Origin of the sequence: Paraburkholderia sp. PGU19, assembly GCF_013426915.1 — a bacterium.
GTDB lineage: Bacteria > Pseudomonadota > Gammaproteobacteria > Burkholderiales > Burkholderiaceae > Paraburkholderia.
In genome coordinates this window covers 143,675-165,567 of the sequence record NZ_AP023181.1, presented here as the reverse complement: position 1 = coordinate 165,567, position 21,893 = coordinate 143,675, and the positions used below count along the sequence as shown (strand labels likewise).

The 21,893-nt window shown below is 63.0% G+C and carries 19 protein-coding genes; 14 read left to right on the top strand and 5 right to left on the bottom strand.

Annotated elements, in window-relative coordinates:
* Positions 1–8 precede the first annotated feature (8 nt).
* The 3 genes from H1204_RS30615 to H1204_RS30610 are packed head-to-tail and all read left to right on the top strand — an operon-like array spanning position 9 to position 4,413.
* Entirely contained in the window at positions 9–1,982 is a 1,974-nt protein-coding gene (locus H1204_RS30615; RefSeq protein WP_180734335.1) for a beta-galactosidase, read from the top strand.
* Positions 1,982–2,254, top strand: a complete 273-nt coding sequence (locus tag H1204_RS52715) for a beta-galactosidase (protein WP_274608257.1) — start codon at positions 1,982–1,984, stop codon at positions 2,252–2,254. Before H1204_RS30615 ends, H1204_RS52715 begins: the two co-directional genes overlap by 1 nt.
* Positions 2,194–4,413, top strand: a complete 2,220-nt coding sequence (locus tag H1204_RS30610; protein WP_274608256.1) for a beta-galactosidase — start codon at positions 2,194–2,196, stop codon at positions 4,411–4,413. The genes H1204_RS52715 and H1204_RS30610 overlap by 61 nt, the downstream gene beginning before the upstream one ends.
* Positions 4,414–5,173: 760 nt before the next feature.
* Here the strand turns inward: H1204_RS30610 and H1204_RS30605 are convergent.
* Positions 5,174–6,544: an MFS transporter gene (locus tag H1204_RS30605; RefSeq protein ID WP_180734334.1), complete on the bottom strand. Its 1,371-nt coding sequence runs from the start codon at positions 6,542–6,544 to the stop codon at positions 5,174–5,176.
* A 120-nt stretch (positions 6,545–6,664) separates the two neighbouring features.
* Positions 6,665–7,642, bottom strand: coding sequence for a LysR substrate-binding domain-containing protein (locus tag H1204_RS30600; protein ID WP_180734333.1), 978 nt, complete (start codon positions 7,640–7,642; stop codon positions 6,665–6,667).
* A gap of 139 nt (positions 7,643–7,781) precedes the next feature.
* Here H1204_RS30600 and H1204_RS30595 point away from each other — a divergent pair, with 139 nt between their 5' ends.
* The 6 genes from H1204_RS30595 to H1204_RS30570 all read left to right on the top strand — a co-directional run bounded on the left by H1204_RS30595 (position 7,782) and on the right by H1204_RS30570 (position 13,732).
* Positions 7,782–9,122: an FAD-binding oxidoreductase gene (locus H1204_RS30595; RefSeq protein ID WP_180734332.1), complete on the top strand. Its 1,341-nt coding sequence runs from the start codon at positions 7,782–7,784 to the stop codon at positions 9,120–9,122.
* A gap of 33 nt (positions 9,123–9,155) precedes the next feature.
* The gene (locus tag H1204_RS30590; protein ID WP_180734331.1) at positions 9,156–9,881 is read left to right on the top strand and encodes an amino acid ABC transporter ATP-binding protein; all 726 of its coding nucleotides are present in this window, start codon (positions 9,156–9,158) and stop codon (positions 9,879–9,881) included.
* Between the two features lie 70 nt (positions 9,882–9,951).
* Complete coding sequence (locus tag H1204_RS30585; protein WP_180735093.1) at positions 9,952–10,770, top strand: transporter substrate-binding domain-containing protein; 819 nt, start codon at positions 9,952–9,954, stop codon at positions 10,768–10,770.
* A gap of 64 nt (positions 10,771–10,834) precedes the next feature.
* A complete protein-coding gene (locus H1204_RS30580) occupies positions 10,835–11,653 on the top strand; it encodes an amino acid ABC transporter permease (RefSeq protein WP_180734330.1) in 819 nt (272 codons plus the stop codon).
* 24 nt (positions 11,654–11,677) lie between these two features.
* Positions 11,678–13,015 carry an FAD-binding oxidoreductase gene (locus H1204_RS30575; RefSeq protein ID WP_180734329.1) on the top strand — a complete coding sequence of 446 codons (1,338 nt, stop codon included), beginning with the start codon at positions 11,678–11,680 and terminating at the stop codon, positions 13,013–13,015.
* A gap of 33 nt (positions 13,016–13,048) precedes the next feature.
* Entirely contained in the window at positions 13,049–13,732 is a 684-nt protein-coding gene (locus H1204_RS30570; RefSeq protein WP_180734328.1) for an SDR family NAD(P)-dependent oxidoreductase, read from the top strand.
* A gap of 9 nt (positions 13,733–13,741) precedes the next feature.
* On the opposite strand, the gene H1204_RS30565 is transcribed toward H1204_RS30570, so the two are convergent.
* The 3 genes from H1204_RS30565 to H1204_RS30555 form a co-directional block, all read right to left on the bottom strand.
* On the bottom strand, positions 13,742–14,719 hold the full coding sequence (locus H1204_RS30565) for a LysR family transcriptional regulator (protein ID WP_180734327.1): 978 nt from the start codon (positions 14,717–14,719) through the stop codon (positions 13,742–13,744).
* Positions 14,720–14,925: 206 nt separating this feature from the next.
* On the bottom strand, positions 14,926–15,195 hold the full coding sequence (locus H1204_RS30560; RefSeq protein ID WP_180734326.1) for a hypothetical protein: 270 nt from the start codon (positions 15,193–15,195) through the stop codon (positions 14,926–14,928).
* Between the two features lie 395 nt (positions 15,196–15,590).
* A complete protein-coding gene (locus tag H1204_RS30555; protein ID WP_180734325.1) occupies positions 15,591–17,159 on the bottom strand; it encodes a methyl-accepting chemotaxis protein in 1,569 nt (522 codons plus the stop codon).
* 390 nt (positions 17,160–17,549) lie between these two features.
* On the opposite strand from H1204_RS30555, the gene H1204_RS30550 reads away from it, so the two are divergent.
* The 5 genes from H1204_RS30550 to H1204_RS30530 are packed head-to-tail and all read left to right on the top strand — an operon-like array spanning position 17,550 to position 21,882.
* A complete protein-coding gene (locus H1204_RS30550; RefSeq protein ID WP_180734324.1) occupies positions 17,550–18,407 on the top strand; it encodes a transporter substrate-binding domain-containing protein in 858 nt (285 codons plus the stop codon).
* Positions 18,408–18,425: 18 nt separating this feature from the next.
* Positions 18,426–19,088, top strand: a complete 663-nt coding sequence (locus tag H1204_RS30545; RefSeq protein ID WP_180734323.1) for an amino acid ABC transporter permease — start codon at positions 18,426–18,428, stop codon at positions 19,086–19,088.
* Positions 19,089–19,103: 15 nt separating this feature from the next.
* Complete coding sequence (locus tag H1204_RS30540; RefSeq protein ID WP_180734322.1) at positions 19,104–19,781, top strand: amino acid ABC transporter permease; 678 nt, start codon at positions 19,104–19,106, stop codon at positions 19,779–19,781.
* Positions 19,778–20,620 carry an amino acid ABC transporter ATP-binding protein gene (locus tag H1204_RS30535; RefSeq protein WP_180734321.1) on the top strand — a complete coding sequence of 281 codons (843 nt, stop codon included), beginning with the start codon at positions 19,778–19,780 and terminating at the stop codon, positions 20,618–20,620. Before H1204_RS30540 ends, H1204_RS30535 begins: the two co-directional genes overlap by 4 nt.
* Positions 20,617–21,882, top strand: a complete 1,266-nt coding sequence (locus H1204_RS30530; protein ID WP_180734320.1) for a M20 family metallo-hydrolase — start codon at positions 20,617–20,619, stop codon at positions 21,880–21,882. Before H1204_RS30535 ends, H1204_RS30530 begins: the two co-directional genes overlap by 4 nt.
* The last annotated feature ends 11 nt before the right edge of the window (positions 21,883–21,893 follow it).

Sequence of the window (21,893 nt, the reverse complement as noted above, 5' to 3'; positions counted from 1 at the left end):
ATTCGACAATGCAACTGGGTGTTTGCTACTACCCCGAACAATGGCCGGAAACGATGTGGGCCGACGACGCGCGCCGGATGGTCGAACTCGGCATCACGCATGTGCGGATCGCCGAATTCGCGTGGAGCCGCATGGAGCCGCGCGCGGGCGTCTATGAATGGACATGGCTGGACCGCGCCGTAACCACGCTGGCCGACGCCGGCCTGAAAATCGTGCTTGGCACGCCCACCGCATCGCCGCCGAAGTGGCTCGTCGATTCGCTGCCGGAGATGCTGCCCGTGCGCGCCGACGGCACGACATGGAATTCCGGTTCGCGCCGTCATTACGATATTTGCAGCGAGCCATATCGACGCGAATGCCTGCGTATCGTCGAGGTAATGGCGCAACGGTATGGTTCGCATCCCGCTGTCATCGCGTGGCAAACGGATAACGAACTCGGCTGTCACGAAACCGTGCCGAGCTATTCGAAGGCGGCCCGCACGCGCTTTCAGGCGTGGCTCGCACGCCGCTACGAAACCGTCGACAACCTGAACCAGCGCTGGGGCACGGTGTTCTGGAGCATGGAATACGCATCGTTCGATGCAATCGAGTTGCCGAACCTGACGCCGACCGACGCGAACCCGATTCATCTGCTCGACTTCCGCCGCTTCATGTCCGACGAAGTGACGAGCTTCCACCGCGAACAGGTCGATGTGCTGCGACGCTACGCGCCGAACGCGGACATGCTGCACAACTTCATGGGCTTCTTCACGACTTTCGATCACTATCGCTTCGCCGCGAACAAGGGCATCGATGTTGCGACGTGGGACAGCTATCCGATCGCGCGCACGGAAGTGATCGCGTTGAGCGAAGAGGACAAGGCGCGCTATGCACGCACGGGGCACCCCGATGTATCGGCATTCGATCACGACCGCTATCGCGCGATCGGCCAGGGCCGATTCTGGGTGATGGAACAGGAAGCGGGCCCTGTGAACTGGGCGCCATGGAACCCGGTGCCCGCGCCCGGCATGGTGCGTCTATGGGCCTACGAGGCCTTCGCGCATGGTGCGGAACTGGTGTCTTACTTCCGCTGGCGTCAGGCGCCGTTTGCACAGGAGCAGATGCATTCGGGTTTGAATCTGCCCGACAACACGCTCTCGCCGGGTGGGCGCGAAGTGGCGCGCGCCGCGCAGGAGATCGCGCAGTCCGACGCGCTCACGAAGCTCGCGCAAAGCGGCCCCGCGCCACGCGCCGACGTCGCGCTCGTGTTCGACTATGAGACGCAATGGATGTTCGAGATCCAGCGGCATGCAAAGGGTTTCGATTATCAGACGCTCGCGTTCGAGTATTACCGGACGCTGCGCGAAATGGCGCTCGATGTCGATATCGTGTCGGCGCACGCCGATCTGTCGGATTACAAGCTGATCGTCGTGCCGGGTCTCGCGGCGCTGCCTGCGGGCTTTGCGAAGAGCGTCGAACAGTCTTCGGCGCAATGGGTGATCGGCCCGCGCACCGGCTCGAAGACGGCCGACTTCGCGATTCCCGCACAGTTGCCGCCGGGCGCGCTGCAAACGGTCCTGCCGTTCAAGGTGCTCGAAGTCGATTCGTTGCGCCCGACGCTGCAGCCGACGACGACACTCAACGGTGTAACGGGCATCGCCTTGCACTGGCGCGAGCATATCGAAACGCGCGACGGTCTCGACGTGCTCGCGCGTTTCGATGACAACTGGCCCGCTATCGTCGCGCGCGGCCATGTGCGCTATGCGAGCGCGTGGTTCGATGCGGCATTGCATCGCGCGTTGCTCGAAGGCGCGGCGCGCGATGCGGGCCTTGCAGTGACGCATCTTCCGCAAGGCTTGCGTGTGCGGCGTCGCGGCGAGATCACCTTCGCGTTCAACTTCGGCGCTAGTGCTGCCGAAGCGCCCGCACCTGACAACGCGCATTTCGTGCTGGGTCAGCGCACGCTCGGCACCGCCGATGTCTGCGCGTGGATCTCCGCGTGATGAATCGCCCGCGCGATATGCCGACACCGACGCTGACCGTCGATGCAAGCCGCCCTGCCACTACGCCGCTCGCGGATACGTTGCGGATGGGCGCGAATACATCGCCGGATGGGAAGACGATTGGCATCAACAGCCGCTATCTGACGCGCGACGGCGAACCGTGGCTGCCCGTCATGGGCGAGCTGCATTACGCGCGCGTACCCGAGGCGCAGTGGGACGACGCGCTGGCGAAGGTCAAGGGGCAGGCGTCGACATCGTGTCGTCGTATGTGATCTGGCGTTATCACGAACCGCGCTCCGGGCAGTTCGACTGGAATGCGCGGCTCGATCTGCGCCGGTTCGTTGAAGCCTGCGCGAAACGCGGGTTGTACGCTTTCGTTCGCATCGGACCGTGGGTGCATGCGGAGGTCCGCTATGGCGGCGTCCCTGCGTGGGTCGTCGATCAGGTGCCGACGCGTAGTGACGATCCGCTGTATCTGCAGCATGTTCAGCGGTTCTTTGCTGAAATCGCCGCGCAGTTGAAGGGCTTGCTTTGGAAAGATGGCGGCCCCGTTATTGGCATCCAACTCGAAAACGAATACAACCTGACGGGGCCGCAGCAAGGGCCCGCGCACATCGCGACACTCAAGCGTCTCGCGCGCGAAGCGGGACTGGACACGCCGTTGTACACAGTGACGGGCTGGGACAACGCCGTGTTTCCGCGACACGAAGTCGCGCCTGTTTTTGGCGGCTACGCGGACTTGCCTTGGGGGACATCGACGGCGATGTCGGCGCCGGGCGAGGTGTATGGGTTTCGCTTTACGAGCCGCGTCGGCGGCGATCTTGGTGCGCAGACGCATAACAGCGAGCCTGGCGATGCGGATGCCGTAGCGGGCGAGACCCCTTTTCTAGGCGCGGAATTCGGCGGGGGTGTGCCGACCATGTATCGTCGCCGTCCCGTGCTCGATCCTGACGACATTGCAGCGATGCTACCCGTTCAGCTTGGTTCAGGTGTGAACCTGTACGGCTATTACATGCTACATGGTGGCCGCAATCCGCCTGGCGATGTGGATGGACAGGAGTCGACGGCGACGGGCGGCTATAACGATCTGCCTGTCGTCAATTACGATTTTCAGGCGCCGTTCGGCGCGAATGGCGAAGCGCATCGCGTGCTTGGCAAACTGCGGCCGTTGCATCTGTTTCTTCAGCAATGGGGCAGCAAACTGGCGACATGCGATGTGTATGCGCCGGAGCTTGTGCCGCGCGGTGCGGACGATCTTGAAACGCCGCGATTTTCTGTGCGTGCGGACGGCGATCGTGGCTTTCTGTTTTTCAACAATCATGTGCGGCAGCATCGGATGCCTGCGCGGCAAGGCGTGCAGTTTGAGGTCAAGCTTGCGACCCGCACGATCATGCTGCCTGCGGCGCCGATCGATATTGCGCCGGGAATGTGGTTCGTGTGGCCTATTGGACTTGCGCTCGGTAGCGCGCGTTTGCGGTATGCGACAGCGCAGCCCGTTACGCGGCTTTCGACGCCTGAGGGCGAAACGTACGTATTCTCCGCAACGGATGGGATCGCGGCTGAGTTTGTGTTCGAGTCAGGTTGCGTGACGTATTTCGAATCCGCCAGTTCTCATTCAACCGTGACTACGCATGAGGTGGATGATGGGCTGGTGGTGCGCCCTACGCCCGGCTCGGTGTTCGTCGCGACTTGTAGTGACGACACGCGTATCACGATCATCACGCTTGCTAGCGAGGATATCGAACGGCTCAGCGTGCTCCCATTCGATGGACAGCGCCGTCTGATTCTTACCGATGCGTTGGCGTTCGAACGCGATGGTGAACTCGTGTTGCGTTCTACGGGTGTCGATTCTTTTGATGTCGATGTATATCCGCCCTTGCAGCACGCCCCTGGCTCGACACACGCGTTCGTGGAAGTGCCGCTAGACGGTGTTTTTCAGCGCTTCGCGGTATCCATGCCGCCAGTCGCGTTCGATGTCGGTGTTACGCCATTGCGATTCGCGCAGACGGTGTCGTCTGTTGCTTCAGGTGGCGCAGCGCGGGCTGCCGTTGAACCTGTGCCAGAGAGCTTTGGCAAAGCCGCCGCGTGGCGTATCGATGTTCCCGAAGAGGCGTTGAACGCGCCCGGTTTGAGTAATGCCTATCTGTCCATCCGATATGCGGGCGATGTCGGGCGGCTGTTCTCGGGTGCCGATCTGATCGATGATCATTTTTATAACGGGTTGCCGTGGCAGATTGGTGTGCGGAATATGACGATCGATTCGCGGCAACCGTTGATGTTGACTGTGCTGCCCATGCGGGCAGATGCGCCTGTTTATCTTGATGCGCGGCATGATCTCCGGCCTGCTATCTGCGATCAGGTTGCTGAGATTCTTGGCGTGAGTTGGGTGCCGGAGTATGAAGTGGTCTTATCTCCACCCGTAAGCGGGTGATTCTGGTTCTTTTGCTGGTGTCCGGTTTGGTTGTTTTGGCCTTTGCGCTGGCATCCGCGATTCGTTAGCGTGCTTCACGCGTCGCCCCTGTGCGGGGCGGCACCTACTTTTCTTTGCCGCCGCAAAGAAAAGTAGGCAAAGAAAGCGGCTAACACCGCCAACATTTCTCCCTGCTTGAGGGCCCCCAAAGGGTCTTACGCTTCACACGGCAATCACGTGACCCACGTTCGTTGCCAGCGCTCTTGCGCTGCGCCTCACCCGCTTCAGTCACCCGCGTTACGGCACGCCATGCCAGATATTCCCCGGCCGCCCAGGCGGCAAACTGTGTGCAGGCCGTAGCGACACACACGCTTCACTCCGGACCCGATAGCACGCGCATGCCTCCGTGTAAGAGCGATAACGTGTACGCCGCGACAACCTACACACAGTTTGCCACCTAGGCGGCGCAAATCATTCGCTCCCGCTAGCTCTTGTTCGGGTGTTTGAAGCGGGTGAGGCGGTCATTCGAAACGTTGGCAACGAACGCGAACAGAAATGCTGCCGTTTGAAGCGTAAGACCCTGTGGGGGCCCTCAGGCAAAAACACGAGCTGGCGGTGTTAGCCGCGTTCTTTTGCCTACTTTTCTTTGCGGCGGCAAAGAAAAGTAGGTGCCGCCCCGCACAGGGGCGACGCGTGAAGCACGCTAACAAAACGCGGATGCCAGCGCAAAGTCAAAACCACCGAACCACACACGCCAACCCAAACTCAACCACACCAAACATCATCCAGCCGGCGTCGGATGCCCATGATCCCCCATTCCCCTCGCATCATCATATTCACGCGAAATATCCTTATTCGTATAGTCGCCCAGACGTGAAGTCGCAACCAGACTGACCACCGCACACACGAACACATACACCGCAATCGCATAACCCGAGCGATAGTACGCAACAAGCGCAGTCGCAATCAAAGGCGCGGGCCCGCCCGCAATCAACGAAGCGAGTTGATAACCCAGCGACGCCCCGCTATACCGCAACCTTCCGGTGAACGACTCAGCGATCATCGCAGCCTGCGGCCCATACATCATCGAATGCGGCACCAGCGACAAAACAATCGCCGCAAACACCCAATTAGGATTCCTCGTATCAACCATCGCAAAGTAGAGAAACCCGAACACACCGACGATAGCCGCGCCGATCATATACATCCGCTTTCGCCCGATCACATCGGACACGTGCCCGAATAGCGGAATCGTCACGAACTCCAGTACGGAAGCGGCAAGCACGGCCATCAGCAACAGGTCGCGAGAAACGCCCAACGTCGTGACACCATATGTAAAGACGAAAGCAGTGAAGATATAAAACGGCGCCTGCTCTGCCATACGCGCGAACGCGGAAAGAAGAATGTCCTTCGGTTGGCGGCGTATCACCTCGAGCGTCGGCGCCTTCTCGATCTTCCGCTCGGCCAGAAGCCGCGCGAATATCGGCGTCTCCAGAATATTCAGCCGGATATACAAGCCGATCGCGACCAGCACGATGCTAAGAAAGAACGGCACACGCCATCCCCACGTCAGAAAGGCACTGCCCGATATCTGGCTCATCGCCAGCACCGCAAGGTTCGCGATGAACAAACCCGCAGGCACGCCGAACTGCGGCCACGATGCGACGAAGCCGCGATGCGCATTGGTACGCGCCCATTCCATCGACATCAGCACCGAACCGCCCCACTCGCCGCCCACGCCCACGCCCTGGATGAAACGCAGCACCGTCAGCAACACCGCGCCCCAGATGCCGATCGTCGCATACGTCGGAACAAACGCCACCGCGAAGGTGGCAAGCCCCATCAATAGCAGCGTAACGATCAATGTCGCCTTGCGCCCGATACGGTCGCCGTAATGCCCGAAGATGGCCGCGCCGACCGGCCTCGCAATGAAACCCACTGCGTAGATCAGAAACGCCTGCAACGTGCCGACGAGCGGATCGGATTGCGGAAAGTAGAGCTTCGCGAAAACGAGGCCAGTGACGGTGCTATAGAGGAAGAAGTCATACCATTCGATCGTCGTGCCGATCGTGCTGGCGATGACGGCCCGGCGCAATTGCTGGCGGGCGTCGCTGTCGGAAAGGAGCGTGGCTCCTGAGGATTCCGTAGTCATTTCGCACCTCCTGAAAAGGGCGATATGGTTAACCGACAGTTCGTACTGCGAGAGGTTCCAATGGTTATATCAGTGAATGTTCTTATGTCATAACATGACGCATAAATCAGACCCGCTCGCTCATCGTGTCTTCGTCTCGATACTCGATAACGGCGATGCTTTCCTCGCGCGCGATGCAGGACGGCTCATATGCCCATCGCCGCCTGACGCATCGATCTCATCCGCCATCATCGTGCGAACCAGATCAAGAAAAATCTGAACCACAGGATTCGGCTGCTGCAACTGCGGACACAGCGTGAACCCGCGAAACATGATCTGGGGCACAAAAGGCCGAAACACGATGCGCTTCGGATTGCTATCGATTGCTGCAAGCGGATTCACAATCCCAATCCCAAGCCCGCGCGAAACGAGCGCGCATATCGTGGCGCCATACGGTGTTTCGATCGCTGGCACCTGGCCGGCGCCAGCGGCCCGCAAAACGCGATCGAGCGGACTGCGCGTATCGTCGGCATACGATGGCAGGATCAGCCGCTCGCCGCGCAGATCGCCCGCTTCGATGCGGTCTCGCGCAGTCAACGGATGCCGCGCGGGCAGCGCACATTGCGCCGGTAGACGATACAACTCGGCACTCGTCACGCCGAACGCGTCCGGTGTAGCCGTCGCAAAGCCGACGTCACAGTACGCCGACGACACCCACCGCTGGATCGTCCCTTCGCTTCTCATCTCCAGCGAGACAATCACCCGCGGGTAAGCTGCCAGAAACTGCTCGATCACGGCAGGCAGAAAGGACAGCGCCAGCACGGGCGCGGCAACGATCCGCAGACGTCCACTGCCCAACTGGCGAATTTCGCGTGCCGAGTTCTCCAGCTTTTCCAGCCCAACGAAACTGCGCTCGACTTCGCGATAGAACGCGCTCCCCGCATCCGTCGCGTGGATACGCCCGCCGTTGCGCACGAATAGCGTGAGCCCCGTCGCCGTCTCCAGCTCCGCAATCAGCCGGCTGATACTCGGTTGCGACGTGCCAAGCTCTTCGGCTGCCGCCGTCATCGAGCCGCGCAGCATGACCAGCCGGAATGCCTCGATTTGCCTCTGATTCATCGCCTCTCCCGCCCGCTCGCCGTGAACAGAGACCTTAGCTTGCCATATCAGAAATGAATAGAAGCCCTTTTTGTCGCTATTTGACCGGATAAGCCGCACGAACCTAGACTGGCCTCACTACGCAGAAACTGTCACGCTCATGCGCCCTGATTCCCTGCTGTTCCATGAAGCCTTTCGATGCGACCCATACTGGTGGGACGCTGCGCCGCCCGAAACCGCGCGGACGCCGCTGCCCGGCCAGGTGGACATTGCGATTATCGGCAGCGGGTATTGCGGGCTGTCGGCGGCCGCGGAAGCGGCGAGCCACGGCGCGCGTGTGGCCGTCCTCGATGCGGGTGAGATCGGCGCGGGCGGCAGCACGCGCAGCGGCGGCATGGTGTCGAGCGGCCAGAAGCTGGCGTTGACGAACGCGATCGCGGGCGTCTCCGCCGAGCGGCTCGTGCGGCTGATGCGCGAATCGATGGCAAGCTTCGATTACCTGAAACGCCTCGTCGCCGACGAATCGCTCGATGCGGATCTGAAGATCACCGGCCGCTTTTTCGGCGCCTACACGCCCGGTCATTTCGATCAGTTGCGTCGCCAGGGCGAGTTGCTGCGGGACAAAACGGGCGTCACCGTGCATGTGATCGAGCGCGACGCGCAGCGCGCGATGATCGGCTCGGATTACTACTACGGCGGCATCCTCGTCGATGAATACGGCGGGCTGCATACGGCCAAGTATCACCGCGCGCTGCGCGAGCTTGCAAGGCGGCGCGGCGTGACGCTCCATTCGCACGCACAAGCGGAACGTATCGAGCGGATCGCGAGCAACGCACCCGACGGCGTGCGCTTTCGCGTACACACGGCGCGAGGCTCGCTCGACGCGCGCCATGTCCTCGTCGCGACCAACGGCTACACGGGCCCGTTGCTGCCGTTCTTCGCGCGTCGCGTGCTGCCCGTCGCGAGCTATCAGATCGCGACGGAACCGCTGCCCGACGGATTGATGCACGCGCTCAACCCCGGCGCGCGAATGATCAGCGATTCGAAGCGCAATCTGTTCTACACGCGCCCGTCTCCAGACGGTACGCGGATGCTGTTTGGCTCACGCCCGGCGATCCGCGAACTGAGCGAACGCGAAGCGGCCCGCCTTCTGTACGGAAAGATGCTGCAACTGTGGCCAGCGTTGCGCGACGTGCGCATCTCGCACGCATGGAAAGGCTACGTCGCGATGACGCGCGACAAGCTCGCGCATATCGGCGTGCACGACGGCATTCATTACGCGCTCGGCTGCAACGGCAATGGCGTCGCGCTGATGAGCTACCTGGGCCATCGCGTCGCGCGGCATATGCTCCGCGTGGATCGCGACGCAGGCGCCTTCAGCGAAGGCGAATTTCCGTTGAGCGGCGCGGGCATCGCCAGTCAGATCGCCGTACCGCTCGGCACCGCGCTCTATCAACTCGACGACCTGTGGCGCGGACGCGTGCGCGTCGCACTGTCCTGACCTTCATCGCGTCACTGGATACGAGGAGCCCCGATGATCCACCTGCATAATGTTTCGAAATGGTTTGGCGAGCACCGCGTGCTGGCCGGCTGCTCCGCGACGATCGAACGCGGCGAAGTCGTCGTGATCTGCGGACCTTCGGGCTCCGGCAAATCGACGCTGATCAAGTCGGTCAATGGGCTCGAGCCTGTGCAGGATGGCCGCATCGTCGTCGACGGCGTGGACGTGACGGCGAATACGGCAAACCTTGCGCGGTTGCGCGCGAAGGTCGGGATGGTTTTCCAGCATTTCGAGCTGTTTCCGCATCTGAGCGTGCGGCGCAACCTGATGCTCGCGCAGATGACGGTGCTCGGACGCAGCCGCGACGAAGCAGCCGACAAGGCACGCTCGCTGTTGCGGCGCGTGGGCTTGCGCGATTACGAAGACAAGTACCCGACGCAGTTGTCGGGCGGCCAGCAGCAGCGTGTGGCGATTGCCCGCGCGCTGTCGATGGACCCCGTCGCGATGCTGTTCGACGAGCCGACCTCCGCGCTGGACCCGGAGATGGTCAACGAAGTGCTCGACGTGATGAGCGCGCTCGCTCACGACGGCATGACGATGTTGTGCGTGACCCACGAAATGGGCTTCGCCAGGCGCGTCGCCGACCGCATCCTGTTCATGGATCGCGGCACCATCGTCGAGGACGACACGAAGGAACGGTTCTTCGCGCGCCCTCGCTCCGAGCGTGCGCGCGAGTTTCTGTCGCGCATTCTGCATTGAGCGGCACACGCCGCGTTCGCCCTGCTGTTCCCTTTCCGTTCACCGCCGTTCCTTTCGAGAGGAGCTCATGATGCGTTTTCTTCAGTTTGCACGCAGTCTCGCGCTGGCTGCTTCGCTATGCGTCGCAGCCGTACCGGCCGCTCATGCGGAAGACGTGGGCACGCTCACGCCGGGCAAGATCGTCGCCGGCGTCGACGCGAACAACAAGCCCTATTCGTACATCGATAACGGCAAGATGACAGGCTTCGATGTCGAGCTGATTCGCGCAATTGCCGCCAAGCTCGGCCTGTCCGCTGACTTTCGCGCGCAGGACTTCGCCGGCCTGTTGCCGAGCGTCGCGAACCAGCAGATCGATCTCGCCGCCGGCTCCATTTCGATCACGAAAGAACGGCTCAAGATGGTCGACTTTTCCGAGGGCTACCTGACGGGCCTGTTGAGCGTCGCGACCCTGCCGGACAGCACGATTTCGAACGACGTTGCGTCCGTCAAGGGCAAGCGGATCGGCGTCGTGCAAGGCACGATTGAAGACACGTATTCGGACAGCTATCTGCCCGGTGCGCAGATCGTGCGCTTTCCGAATCTGAACGCGGGGTTCCTCGCGCTGCGCAACAAGTACATTGACGGCTACTTCGTCGACAAGACACTGGTGGAAGGCCTGCAAGGCAAGTACCCGCAGATGAACATTGCGGACAAGCTCGACATATCCGCGGTCAATCTGCCGGCGGGCTTTCCCGTTCACAAGGGCAACGTCAAGCTCGAAACCGCGCTCAACAAGACGCTCGGCGAACTGGTGGCCGACGGCACGTGGATGAAGCTCTATCTGCAGTTCCATCCCGGCTATCCGAAGCCTGCCGACCTGCCGCCGTACGCAATGAAGTCGGGCACCTGAGCCGCGTGGCCACCGCACGCCAGTTGCACTTCATCGACCACGTTTCGTCTCCCGGAGAGCGCACATGGACGCCTTTTTGCAGAACTTCCTCGACTGGCCGCTTCTGGTCGATTCGTTGCCGGCGCTGCTGGGCACGGGCCTGGTGAACACGTTGGTGCTGTCGCTGTTCTCGACGGTGCTGGGCATCGTCGCGGGCATGGTGCTGGCGCTGATGGCCGTGTCCAACACGCGCTGGCTGATGTTTCCCGCGCAGGTGTTCATCGACGTGTTTCGCGGCCTGCCCGCCGCGCTCGTGATTCTCGTGGTTGGCCAGGGGCTGGCGCCCATCGGGCTGTCGATCTTCGGGCCGAACCCCTATCCCCTTGCGATCGTCGCGCTCGCGTTGATCTCGTCCGCGTATATCGCCGAGATTTTCCGCTCGGGTATCCAGAGCGTGGGGCGCGGCCAGATGTATGCGTGCCAGGCACTCGGCATGACGTACTGGAGCGGCATGCGGCATGTCATCGTGCCGCAGGGCGTGCGGCGCATTCTGCCCGCGCTTGCCAACCAGTTCATTTCGATCGTCAAGGATTCGAGCCTCGTCTACTTTCTCGGGCTGCTCACGTCGCAACGCGATCTCTTCACGATCGGGCAGAACACGGCTGTCAATACGGCGAACCTGTCGCCGCTCGTCGCGGCCGGCGTCGTGTATCTGCTGATCACCGTGCCGCTCACGCACGCGATCAATCACATCGACCGCTGGACCAACCGTTTCTCGAACCCCGGCGCGCGCGGTGGCAAACGGGCGTCGCGCAGCCTGCGCGCCGTGCGGCGAGAAGAAGCGCTGCAATCTCATGCAAACACGCAGGCCGCCGCAGCCGGCATCGCCGATCGCCGCCCTTGAACCCATCCAGATCAATACACGAACATGGGACCGAAAGTCGACACCGTTGCTGACGATATCCAGCTACCCGAGCGCGCCGATGTGGTCGTGATCGGCGGCGGGATCATCGGTGTTTCCACTGCGCTGTATCTGAGCGACAAAGGCTTGCAGGTCGCGCTGTGCGAGAAAGGACACATCGCCGGCGAGCAATCGAGCCGCAACTGGGGCTGGGTGCGCGTCACGCGCCGCGACCCGCGCGAGCTACTGCTCAGCATCGAAAGCCTGAAGCTGTGGCGCACGCTCGACCGTACGCTGGGCATCGACACGGGCTTCAATCAGTGCGGCATTCTGTATGTATCGAACGACGACGCGACGTTGGCGAGGCATCGCGACTGGCTTGCGCGCGCGAGGCAGATTGCCGGCGACGCATTCGACACGCGCGAAGTCGATACCCAGGCGATTGCCGGACTGCTGCCCGGCTCGACCCGCAGTTTCAAGGGCGGCATCTACACGCCGGGCGACGCGCGCGCGGAACCGCAAAAAGCCGCGCCTGCCATCGCGAATGCGCTGCGCCAGCGAGGCCTCAAGATCCTCACGCCTTGCGCCGTACGTGGCATCGAAACGAGCGGCGGACACGTGAGCGCCGTCGTCACCGAGCACGGCACGATCCGCTGCGATGCCGTCGTCGTCGCGGGAGGCGCGTGGACGCGCTATTTCTGCGGCAATCTCGGCGTCGAACTGCCGCAACTGCTGACGCGCGCCTCGGTGCTGCGTACCGAGCCGATCGAAGGCGGCCCGACGTGCAGCGCGAACAACGAGGAGTTCGCATTTCGCAAGCGCGCCGACGGCGGCTACACGGTCGCCTATGGTCTGCGCACGCACGCGGACCTCACGCCCGATGCGTTCCGCCTCTTCTTCAAGTACATCGAGGCGCTGAAGAGCCAGATGGGCGCGTTGCAGATCCGCGTCGGCAAGCGTTTTCTCGATGAGCTGAAGCGGCCGCGTCGCTGGGCGCTCGACCGTCCCACCCTCTTCGAAGCCATCCGCACACTCGATCCCGATCCCGTCGTGCCGTATGTCGATAACGGGCTCCGCGAGTTCGTGAAGGCGTTTCCGCATCTCGCCTGCGCGAAGATTGCGCAGCGCTGGGCGGGCTATATCGACGTGACGCCCGATGCGATTCCCGTCATCTCCAGCGCCGCGCGTGTGCCGGGGCTGTTCATCGGCACGGGGTTCTCGGGCCACGGGTTCGGCATTGGACCCGCAGCAGGCAAGCTGATGGCCGACCTCGTCAATAACGACACGCCGCTCGTCGATCCGCACGCGTTTCGCCTCGAACGATTCAGCGACGGCACGAAAATCACCATCGACGCAGGCTTCTGAGCGCCGCACATCACATCGACAGCGGAATATCACATGGACAAGGTAGCGATGGTGTCAGGCGCGAATCGCGGGATCGGCCGGGAGATCGCGCTGGAGTTGCATCGGCGCGGGTATCGGCTGTCGCTCGGCATGCGCGATCCGTCATCGTTCGATAACGACCTCGACGCATTTCTGTTCGCCTACGAAGCGCGCGACGGGCATGCCGCCCGCCAGTGGGTCAATGCGACCGTCGATCGTTTCGGCCGTCTGGACGTGCTGGTCAGCAACGCCGGCATCTGCAAGATGGTCACGTTCGACGACGACGCGAGCGAACTGCTCGATGAAACGCTCGACATCAACGTGAAGGCGCCCTTCCGGCTCGCGCAGGCCGCGTTGCCGCATCTGAGGCGCGCGGGCAACGGACGCTTCGTGCAACTCGCGTCGCTGTCGGGCAAGCGGGTGAAGAATCTGAACGTCGGCTATCAGATGTCGAAGCACGCAGTGATCGCGTTGACCCACGCAGTGCGGCGTGCGGGCTGGGACGACGGCGTGCGCGCAACGGCCGTCTGTCCCGGCTTCGTCAACACCGACATGGCGGCCGGACTCGCCGATCTGCCGCCCGACGCGATGACGCAACCGGGCGACATCGCGTCGATTGTCGTCAATACGCTAGAACTGCCGAACACGGCGAGCATGGCGGAACTGCTCATCAATTGCCGTCACGAAGACATGCTGTGACGACCAACGTCACGCCGCAATCGGCCCATGATCCGCCTGCTGCGGCTCGCGTTTCGGCACGACCACGCGCCGTGTGTCGCCGTCCGCCAGCGCGGGCGTCGATTCGAACAACTCCGCAATCCAGTCCGCGAACACGCGCACCTTCGCGGACAGATGGCGGTTGTTCGGATACACGATCGACACCGGCTTGGGCTTCGGCTTGAAGTCGGGCAGCACTTCGAGCAGCGATCCGTCGCGCAGTTTCGGCGCGACCATGAAGAGCATAGGCTGGATCAGGCCGAAACCTTCCAGTCCGCACTTGACGTATGCTTCCGAGTCGTTGACCGTGACGACACCGTTCATCCGCACTTCCGTTGGCTTGCCGTCGACGATAACGATCCACGGCATCGGCCGCGTGTTGTGCGCGACACGGAAATTCACGGCCTGATGCATGGCCAGATCGTCGATGCTCTTCGGCGACCCGTAGCGCTGAAGATAATCAGGCGACGCGCACGTCACGCGCTTGAGCGTGCCGACGCGCCGCGCAACCATCGACGAGTCTTCGAGCGGGCCCGCCCGCACCATGCAGTCGATCCCCTCCTCGACGGGATCGACGGGTCGGTCCGAGAGGCCCAGATCGAGCGAGATGTCCGGATAGCGCTCGTGAAAGCTGCGCAACGCGGGTATCACCAGATAACGTCCGAGCGAATTCGGCATGTGCACGCGCAGCGCCCCGCTCGGCTTGCGATTGCCCGCCTGAAAACTCGCGTCCGTTTCCGCGATGTCCGTGATGATGCGAATGCTGTGCTCGTAATACGCCGCGCCTTCCGGCGTGAGCGACAGGCGCCGCGTGGTCCGGTTCATCAGACGCACGCCGAGCACGGCTTCGAGATTCTGGATGGTCGTCGTTACCGTCGCGCGCGGCATGCCCATCTGCTCGGCGGCGCGCGTGAAGCTGTTCGCATCGACCACACGAGTGAATACTTCCATTGCCTGAATGCGGTCCACGCTGTCCCCTTTCGGCTACCAAACGATAAGGATAAAGCGCGCGGACGGGCAAAAACAAGCAAACACTGTAATTAGCCGGATTTAGCGAACAGTTGGATGCGGCTGGCGTGAAATAGCGCGACGATAACGCTTATCGACGGGCAATTTTGACGCGAACCTGAAGCCGGCCTCTGGTTCGACATAGGTGGCGAGGCCGTACAGGACAATCAACCGCCGCGATACATCGGATCGATGCTGTCGGGCTGCTCATGTTTGCCGGACTGCGATTTCCCCGGTTCAACGCCGCCGACGCCGCTGTGATTGCCAGGCGTGGCCTTGTCCGGCACAGTCATTTGATCGCTGTGCCCAGCGTGCGACGCTTTCACGACGCCGCCTGTTCGAGGACTGGAAGCGGGCCCGTCATCGCCCGCGAAGGCTGGCAGGGCAAACGATGTCACGCACGCCAGCAACAGCGCGCCGATCAGTTTCGCATTCATGTGGACTCCCTTGAGTTCGTTGAGCAATCGAATGCACGCGAGCCATGTGTTGCGACGCGCCTGGTGCAATCCGATGGAGCGCGCGAGGTCCCGCCTGCGCGCGCAATGGAAGGCTCAAACGATCAACACGGTTTCGCGGACTCGATCCGCGCGGCAGAACGCCACGCATCGCGCGACAACGATCGTCGTTGCGCCCGCAGCGACAACCGCATGGGCTATGCCAATCGTGCTTGCAAGGTCGTGGACGAACCTCTGAAGGCCCGCCAGTCAAGGCTCCGCGGCCGATGGTGGGCGTTGACGCGGCCCGACGGAACGGCCGCAATGGCGGGTTGCGGCCAACTTTCGCTGATCGCCTGCCTGAGACAACCCAACAGATCCATCGGCGCCATGTGCTGTCACCCGGGCCGCTCGTCCCCGCTCACACGGAATATCGCCACGGCGCCGTGCAGATGCTCGCTTTGCGCTTCCAGCGAAGCCGCCGTGGTCGACGCCGACTCGACCAGCGTTGCGTTGCTCTGCGTCATCGCTTCCATCTGCACGACGGTCGCGTTGACCAGTTCGATACCCGCCGTCTGCTCGCGCGACGCAAGACTGATATCCGCCATGATCGCGTTCACGCTCTGCACGGCCTTGAGGATGTCGTCCATCGTCGAGCCCGCGCGCAAGACCAGTTCGCTTCCCGCACGCACGCTCAGCGTCGAATTGCCGATCAGTTCCTTGATTTCCTTTGCAGCGGTCGCGCTGCGCTGCGCCAGATGCCGCACCTCGCTGGCCACCACCGCGAAGCCGCGCCCCTGATCTCCCGCTCGCGCCGCTTCGACGGCTGCGTTCAGCGCAAGAATATTGGTCTGGAACGCAATGCTCTCGATCACGCCGACAATGCCGACAATGCGCGCCGAGCTATCCGAAATCGCATCCATCGTATCGACGACCTGACGCACCACTTCGCCGCCGCGTGTCGCAATGTCGGATGCACGGGTGGCGAGCGCGCTCGCGTCGTGCGCATTGTCGGCGTTCTGCCGCACCGTGGCCGTCAGTTGTTCCATGCTTGCGGCCGCCTGCTGGAGCGAGGCGGCCTGATCGCCGGCGCGCATCGACAGATCGCGGTTGCCGCTGGCAATTGCTCGCGCATCGTGCATGATCGCGTCCGTCCCCGCCCTGACCTTGCGCACGACGGCGACGAGACCTTGCTGCATGTCGTTCAGCGCGTCGAGCAGATAACCCATTTCATTGCGGCGCTCCGTTTTGACGACAGCCGTGAGGTCGCCTGCTGCGATCCTCGCGAAGTATTCGACGGCGGCGTTGACGGGCGTGACGATCGCCCGCGTCAGCCCCCGATGCGCGAGCATGCCGACGATCAGCGCGCTCAATCCAGCCGCGCCGAAACCCCAGAGTGTCATCTGAAAGCGCTCGTTCGCGTGATCGAAGCGCATACGCTGGCGCTGCACCTGAAAATCCTCCAGCGCGATGAGCGCCTTCTGGTATTCGTCGAACAGCGCGACGGGCATCTCGCGCTGTGTGCTCAGGAAGTCGACCAGATTTTCTTCGTCGAGCTGCTTGAGGGCCTTCGAAAAGGCCTGCGTCAACAGACGGTCGCGTTTGTCCGTCATCGCAGAGAGCAGCGTCGTTTCCTGCTCCTCGGGCGCGTGCAGCGCACGGTACGCATCGAGCTCGCGGTTGCTCTCGGCGAGCAGCACATGCAGCTGTTTGATCTCGGCGGCAGCCGGCTTGCCCGCACTGATCAGTTGCTCGACGTCGGCGAGCCCCGTGCGGAACACCAGCAACCGCTCGGAGCTGGTCTTCAGATGCACGACGGAAGCCGTGTCGTCCCGATACATCGCATCGAGCGCGGCGTTGCTCTTGAAGAGCGCAAACACAGCCGCCGCGATGACCAGCATCAACAGCAGCGTGCAACCCGAGATGGTGGCGGCGAGCCCGCCGCGAATCGTGGTGTTTCTGAACATGAGCGCAAAGCAGCGTGCGCGCCGAAAGTGCGGCGCGCGCAGCGTTTCTCCAGTAGTCAGAACGGAATCGGAACTGGCCATGCGATCGCAGGCCGTCTACAGGACTAACGGCGGCGCCGCATGGCTTCTGTGATGCCAGCGCGACATCGATGTGACGAATTGCGACATCGGCGCGTGGCACGGCATCCCCAGCGCGGTGCATCGTGCGCCGCGCGCGACCTCGGCGGCGCCAAAAACTCCCCGCGCCGGTGCATCTCGCGCGCCGGCTTCCCTGCGCGACAAGGCCGTCTCGCATGGCACGCCTCATGCTTATTGAACCTCATTCAAGTAACTTGAATTTCATTCTTTTCACTTTCATACTCGGCCACGGGCCTTTCACAAGGAAGCGTCATGAACAAGCCTCTTCGCAGTCTGGTCTTCTCGCTGCTCGGTGCGCTCGCACTCGTCACCGCCACGCCGGGCTGGTCGCAGTCCGACGATCTACTGACGCGCATCAAGACGAACAAGGAAATCACCATCGCGACGGAGGCCCGTTACGCGCCCTTCGAGTACGTCGATAACGGCAAGATCGTCGGTTATGACGCGGATCTGATGGCCTACGTGCTGAAGTCGATACCCGATGTGAAGGTCAAGCAACTCGACCTGCCGTTTCAGGGACTGCTGCCGGGACTCGACGCCAAGCGCTTCGATATCGTCGTCACGGCCGTTACCGTCAACAAGGACCGCGTCAGCCACTTCGCGTTCACCCTGCCCATCGCCGACGCGACGACGGGCGTGCTGCTGCGCAACGGCGACACGAGCATCAAGTCTCCCGACGACCTGAACGGCAAGATCGTCGGCTCGCAGACGGGCTCGGCGCAGCTACAGGCATTGCAGGCGCTCGACAAGAAACTGAAAGACGCTGGCGGCCCCGGCATCAAGCAGATCAAGCAGTACGTTGCGTTCGACGAAGCCTATGCCGATCTCGCCGTGGGACGGCTCGATGCCGTCGCGCAATCGGTCGCAAACCTGGGGCCGTTGATGAAATCGCGTCCCGGTGTGTTCACGCTGCTGCCGCAGACGATCGGGCCGAAGAGCTACTTCGCGTGGGTCGCGCGCAAGGACAGCGACAGCGCTGCGCTCGTCAAGCTCTTTAGCGACGGCATCGCACGTGCGAACCGCGACGGCACGATGAAGAAGCTGCAGGAGAAGTGGTTCGGCTCGACGATGGACGTCCCCGTCGACGCCGTCCCCGCGCCCTCCATCTGACTTGCCGCGATCCGATAGATGAACGCTCCCGATCTGCTCGCACGCTGCGCCGGCTATCTGCCGCAACTGCTGGACGGCGCATTGACGACGCTGTGGCTGTCGGCGGCTGCCGTGTTCTGCGGCTTCTTTGCCGGCATCTTCATCTACACGATGTCGGCAAGCGAGAGCCGGCTGCTCGCGGGCGCCGCGCGGGTCTATGTCAGCGTGTTTCGCGGCACGCCCGTGCTCGCGCAACTGCTCGTGATGTATTACCTGCCGTCGGCGCTCGGGCTCGCGGTGCCCGGCATCGTCGCGGCGGCCATCGGGCTGTCGATGAACACGGCCGCGTATCAGTCGCAGATTCTCGGCGCGGGCTTTCGCTCGATCGCACGCGGGCAGATCGAAGCGGCCGTCACGTTCAATCTGACGCGCCGTCAGGTGCTGTGGCACATCGAAGTGCCGCAGGTGGTGCGGGTGACACTGCCTGCGCTCGTGTCGGAGATGATCGATATCGTCAAGGCGTCGGCGGTGGTGTCGGTGATATCCGTCACGGACCTGATGCGCGTCGGCCAGCAACTGTCGTCATCGACGTACCGGCCGCTGGAGGTGTACACGTGCGCCGCGCTCTTCTATCTGGCCATCACCACGCTGCTGTCCTTCGCCGCGCATTGCTACGAGCGCCGCGCGGCGTCGCGCGCATGACCGGGGATCACTCGCATGGATAACCTGCTCGCTCTCGTTCCACGCTTCGCCGACGCGATGCTCGTCACGCTCGAAGTCAGCCTGATCGCGGCTATGCTCGGCATGGCCGGCGGTTTCACGCTCAACGCGTTGCGCCTGCGTTACGTCCGCGTGCTTGCCGCGCCCTACGGCCTGTTCGTCTGGCTGATTCGCGGCATGCCGTATCTGTCGCAACTGATGATCGTCTACTTCGGGCTGCCCGTTTTCGGTATCACGATGACGGCCGTGCAAGCAACGGTCGTGTCGCTCGCGATCTATGCGAGCGCGTATTTCGCGGAGATTTTTCGCGCTGCATGGGCCAGCGTGCCGCGTGGTCAGATCGAGGCCGCGCAGGCGTTCGGCGTGAACCGCTGGGCCGCGTTCCGCGCGATCGAACTGCCGCAGGCGCTCGAGTTCGCGGTGCCGCTGCTCGCGAACCAGATCATTCTCGTGATCAAGGAGAGCGCCGTGGCATCCATCATCACGGTGCCCGAACTGACGATGACGGCCAGCGACATCGTCGCCTCCACTTACACGTACATCGGTCCGTATGCGCTGTTGATCGTGAGCTACTGGCTGCTCACGCAGGCCGTGTCGCTGCTCGCGCAGCGCGCGACGGCGATGAACTCTTTTCTGCGCAACGCCGCAAATCAAGCCACACATAAAGCCACATGAGCGCTCAACCCATACTCAAGCTGCGCGCCGTCGGCAAGTCGTACGGCGCAACCCGCGTGCTCAAGGGCATCGACCTCGACGTGATGCGCGGCGAGATCGTCACGCTGATCGGGCCGTCCGGCTCGGGCAAGACGACGGCGCTGCGCTGCATGAACTTCCTCGAACCCTACGACGAAGGCGAAGTCTGGATCAAAGGGCAACTGCTCGGCTATCGCTCCGCTGGCCGCACGCCGCGCGATCGCGACAGCGAGGCGAGCGTCGCGGAGGTGCGGCGCCCGGTGTCGATGGTGTTTCAGCAGTTCAATCTGTGGCCGCACATGAGCGTACTCGACAACGTCGCCGCGCCGCTCGTGCTGTCCAAAAAGATGCGCCGCGCGGACGCGCGCGCCAAGGCGCAAGCGGCGCTCGCTCGCGTCGGCCTGCAGCACAAGGCGGACGTCTATCCCGCGCGGTTGAGCGGCGGACAACAGCAGCGCGTCGGCATCGCGCGTGCGCTTGCCATCGAGCCGGAAGTGATGTTGCTCGACGAACCGACTTCGGCGCTCGATCCCGAACTCGTCGAAGAAGTGCTGAACGTGATCCGTTCACTCGCACAGGACGGCATGACGATGGTCATGGTCACACACGAAATGAGTTTCGCCGCGAAGATTTCCGACAAGGTCATGTTCATGGAAGCCGGTCAGATCGTCGAGTCGGGGCCGCCTGTACAGCTCTTCGGCAACTCGCGCACGCCGCGTCTTCAGCAGTTTCTCAAGCCGTGGTTCGATCGCAGCCTGAGCTTTAGCGCATCGGCAGGAAGGGCTGACAGCGTGGTGCAAACATCGGGAGCGTCGTCATGATGAGGGCCGGTCAACCTGCACACGATGACGCTGCACGGCGTGCCGCGCAAAGTGTCGACGAGACACGCCTGCTTGCATCGATCGAAGCACTCGCGGCATTCGGGGCACCGTCCGATGGCGGCGTGAACCGCCCCGCCCTTGGCGCAACGGATCTGGACGCGCGCCGTCATCTAGTCGCACGTGCGCACGCGTTGGGCTGCACCGTCTCCACCGACGCATGCGCGAACCTGTTCATCCGCCGGCCCGGCATCGACGCTGCGTCGCCCGTGATGACGGGCAGCCACATCGACACGCAACCGTCGGGCGGCAAGCTCGACGGCTGCTACGGCCTGCTCGCCGGGCTCGAATGCATCGCCGCGCTCAACGATGCGGGCATCCGTACGCGCCGGCCACTCGAAGTCGCGATCTGGACCAACGAAGAAGGCACGCGCTTCGCGCCCGGCGCAATGGGATCGAGCGCATTCGTCGAGCCGTCGCGCATGCCCGCCTACCTGGACGCCGCCGACGCCGACGGCGTCACATTGCGCGCCGCGCTGGAGAGCTATCGGCGCGCCTTACCCGACCTGCCGTCACGCGGCGACGCGCCGCCTGCGTATGCGTTCGTCGAGTTGCATATCGAGCAAGGTCCGCAACTGGAGAGTGCCGACGTGCCGCTCGGCGTCGTCACGGGCATTCAGGGCGTGCGCTGGTATGAATTTCACTGCGAAGGTGTGGCTGCGCACGCCGGCACCACGCCAATGCCGATGCGCCGCGACGCGATGACGCTCGCCGTCGCGCTGCGCGCTTCGCTCGAAGAAATAGCCACGTCATTGGGCGGCGAGCACACGCGCATCACGTTCGGCCGCTGGAGCGTAACGCCGAATTCGATCAACACGATTCCATCCGACGTGACCTTCTCCGTCGATTTCCGTCACCCCGACGCCCACGTGCTGGATGCGTTCGACGAGCAGGTATCGGCTTGCGCCAGACGCCACGGCGCGCGCATCGCGCCGCTTTTCACTCACGCGCCAGTGCGTTTCGACGCGTCGGTACTCGCGCGGCTCGACGCTGCCTGCCACGCGCTCGACGCGCCTGCGCTGCGCCTCACGTCGGGCGCCTTTCACGACGCGATGTATCTCGCGCAGCACTGCCCAACGGCGATGCTGTTCGTGCCGAGCCGGGGCGGCATCAGCCACAACCCGGCTGAAGCCACGGAAGCCCGACACCTCGTGCTGGGCGCACGCGCGCTCGCGCACACCCTCACCACGCTTTGCAACGACTGACAAGGAACCCA

Excerpts from the sequence above, each read along its gene's own strand:
- H1204_RS30555 (WP_180734325.1), bottom strand. The coding sequence starts at position 17,159 with ATGTTCAGAAACACCACGATTCGCGGCGGGCTCGCCGCCACCATCTCG.
- H1204_RS30595 (WP_180734332.1), top strand. The coding sequence starts at position 7,782 with ATGCGCCCTGATTCCCTGCTGTTCCATGAAGCCTTTCGATGCGACCCA.
- H1204_RS30530 (WP_180734320.1), top strand. The coding sequence starts at position 20,617 with ATGATGAGGGCCGGTCAACCTGCACACGATGACGCTGCACGGCGTGCC.
- H1204_RS30550 (WP_180734324.1), top strand. The coding sequence starts at position 17,550 with ATGAACAAGCCTCTTCGCAGTCTGGTCTTCTCGCTGCTCGGTGCGCTC.
- H1204_RS30575 (WP_180734329.1), top strand. The coding sequence starts at position 11,678 with ATGGGACCGAAAGTCGACACCGTTGCTGACGATATCCAGCTACCCGAG.
- H1204_RS30570 (WP_180734328.1), top strand. The coding sequence starts at position 13,049 with ATGGACAAGGTAGCGATGGTGTCAGGCGCGAATCGCGGGATCGGCCGG.
- H1204_RS30540 (WP_180734322.1), top strand. The coding sequence starts at position 19,104 with ATGGATAACCTGCTCGCTCTCGTTCCACGCTTCGCCGACGCGATGCTC.
- H1204_RS52715 (WP_274608257.1), top strand. The coding sequence starts at position 1,982 with ATGAATCGCCCGCGCGATATGCCGACACCGACGCTGACCGTCGATGCA.
- H1204_RS30545 (WP_180734323.1), top strand. The coding sequence starts at position 18,426 with ATGAACGCTCCCGATCTGCTCGCACGCTGCGCCGGCTATCTGCCGCAA.
- H1204_RS30590 (WP_180734331.1), top strand. The coding sequence starts at position 9,156 with ATGATCCACCTGCATAATGTTTCGAAATGGTTTGGCGAGCACCGCGTG.
- H1204_RS30535 (WP_180734321.1), top strand. The coding sequence starts at position 19,778 with ATGAGCGCTCAACCCATACTCAAGCTGCGCGCCGTCGGCAAGTCGTAC.
- H1204_RS30560 (WP_180734326.1), bottom strand. The coding sequence starts at position 15,195 with ATGAATGCGAAACTGATCGGCGCGCTGTTGCTGGCGTGCGTGACATCG.
- H1204_RS30580 (WP_180734330.1), top strand. The coding sequence starts at position 10,835 with ATGGACGCCTTTTTGCAGAACTTCCTCGACTGGCCGCTTCTGGTCGAT.
- H1204_RS30600 (WP_180734333.1), bottom strand. The coding sequence starts at position 7,642 with ATGAATCAGAGGCAAATCGAGGCATTCCGGCTGGTCATGCTGCGCGGC.
- H1204_RS30605 (WP_180734334.1), bottom strand. The coding sequence starts at position 6,544 with ATGACTACGGAATCCTCAGGAGCCACGCTCCTTTCCGACAGCGACGCC.
- H1204_RS30615 (WP_180734335.1), top strand. The coding sequence starts at position 9 with ATGCAACTGGGTGTTTGCTACTACCCCGAACAATGGCCGGAAACGATG.
- H1204_RS30585 (WP_180735093.1), top strand. The coding sequence starts at position 9,952 with ATGCGTTTTCTTCAGTTTGCACGCAGTCTCGCGCTGGCTGCTTCGCTA.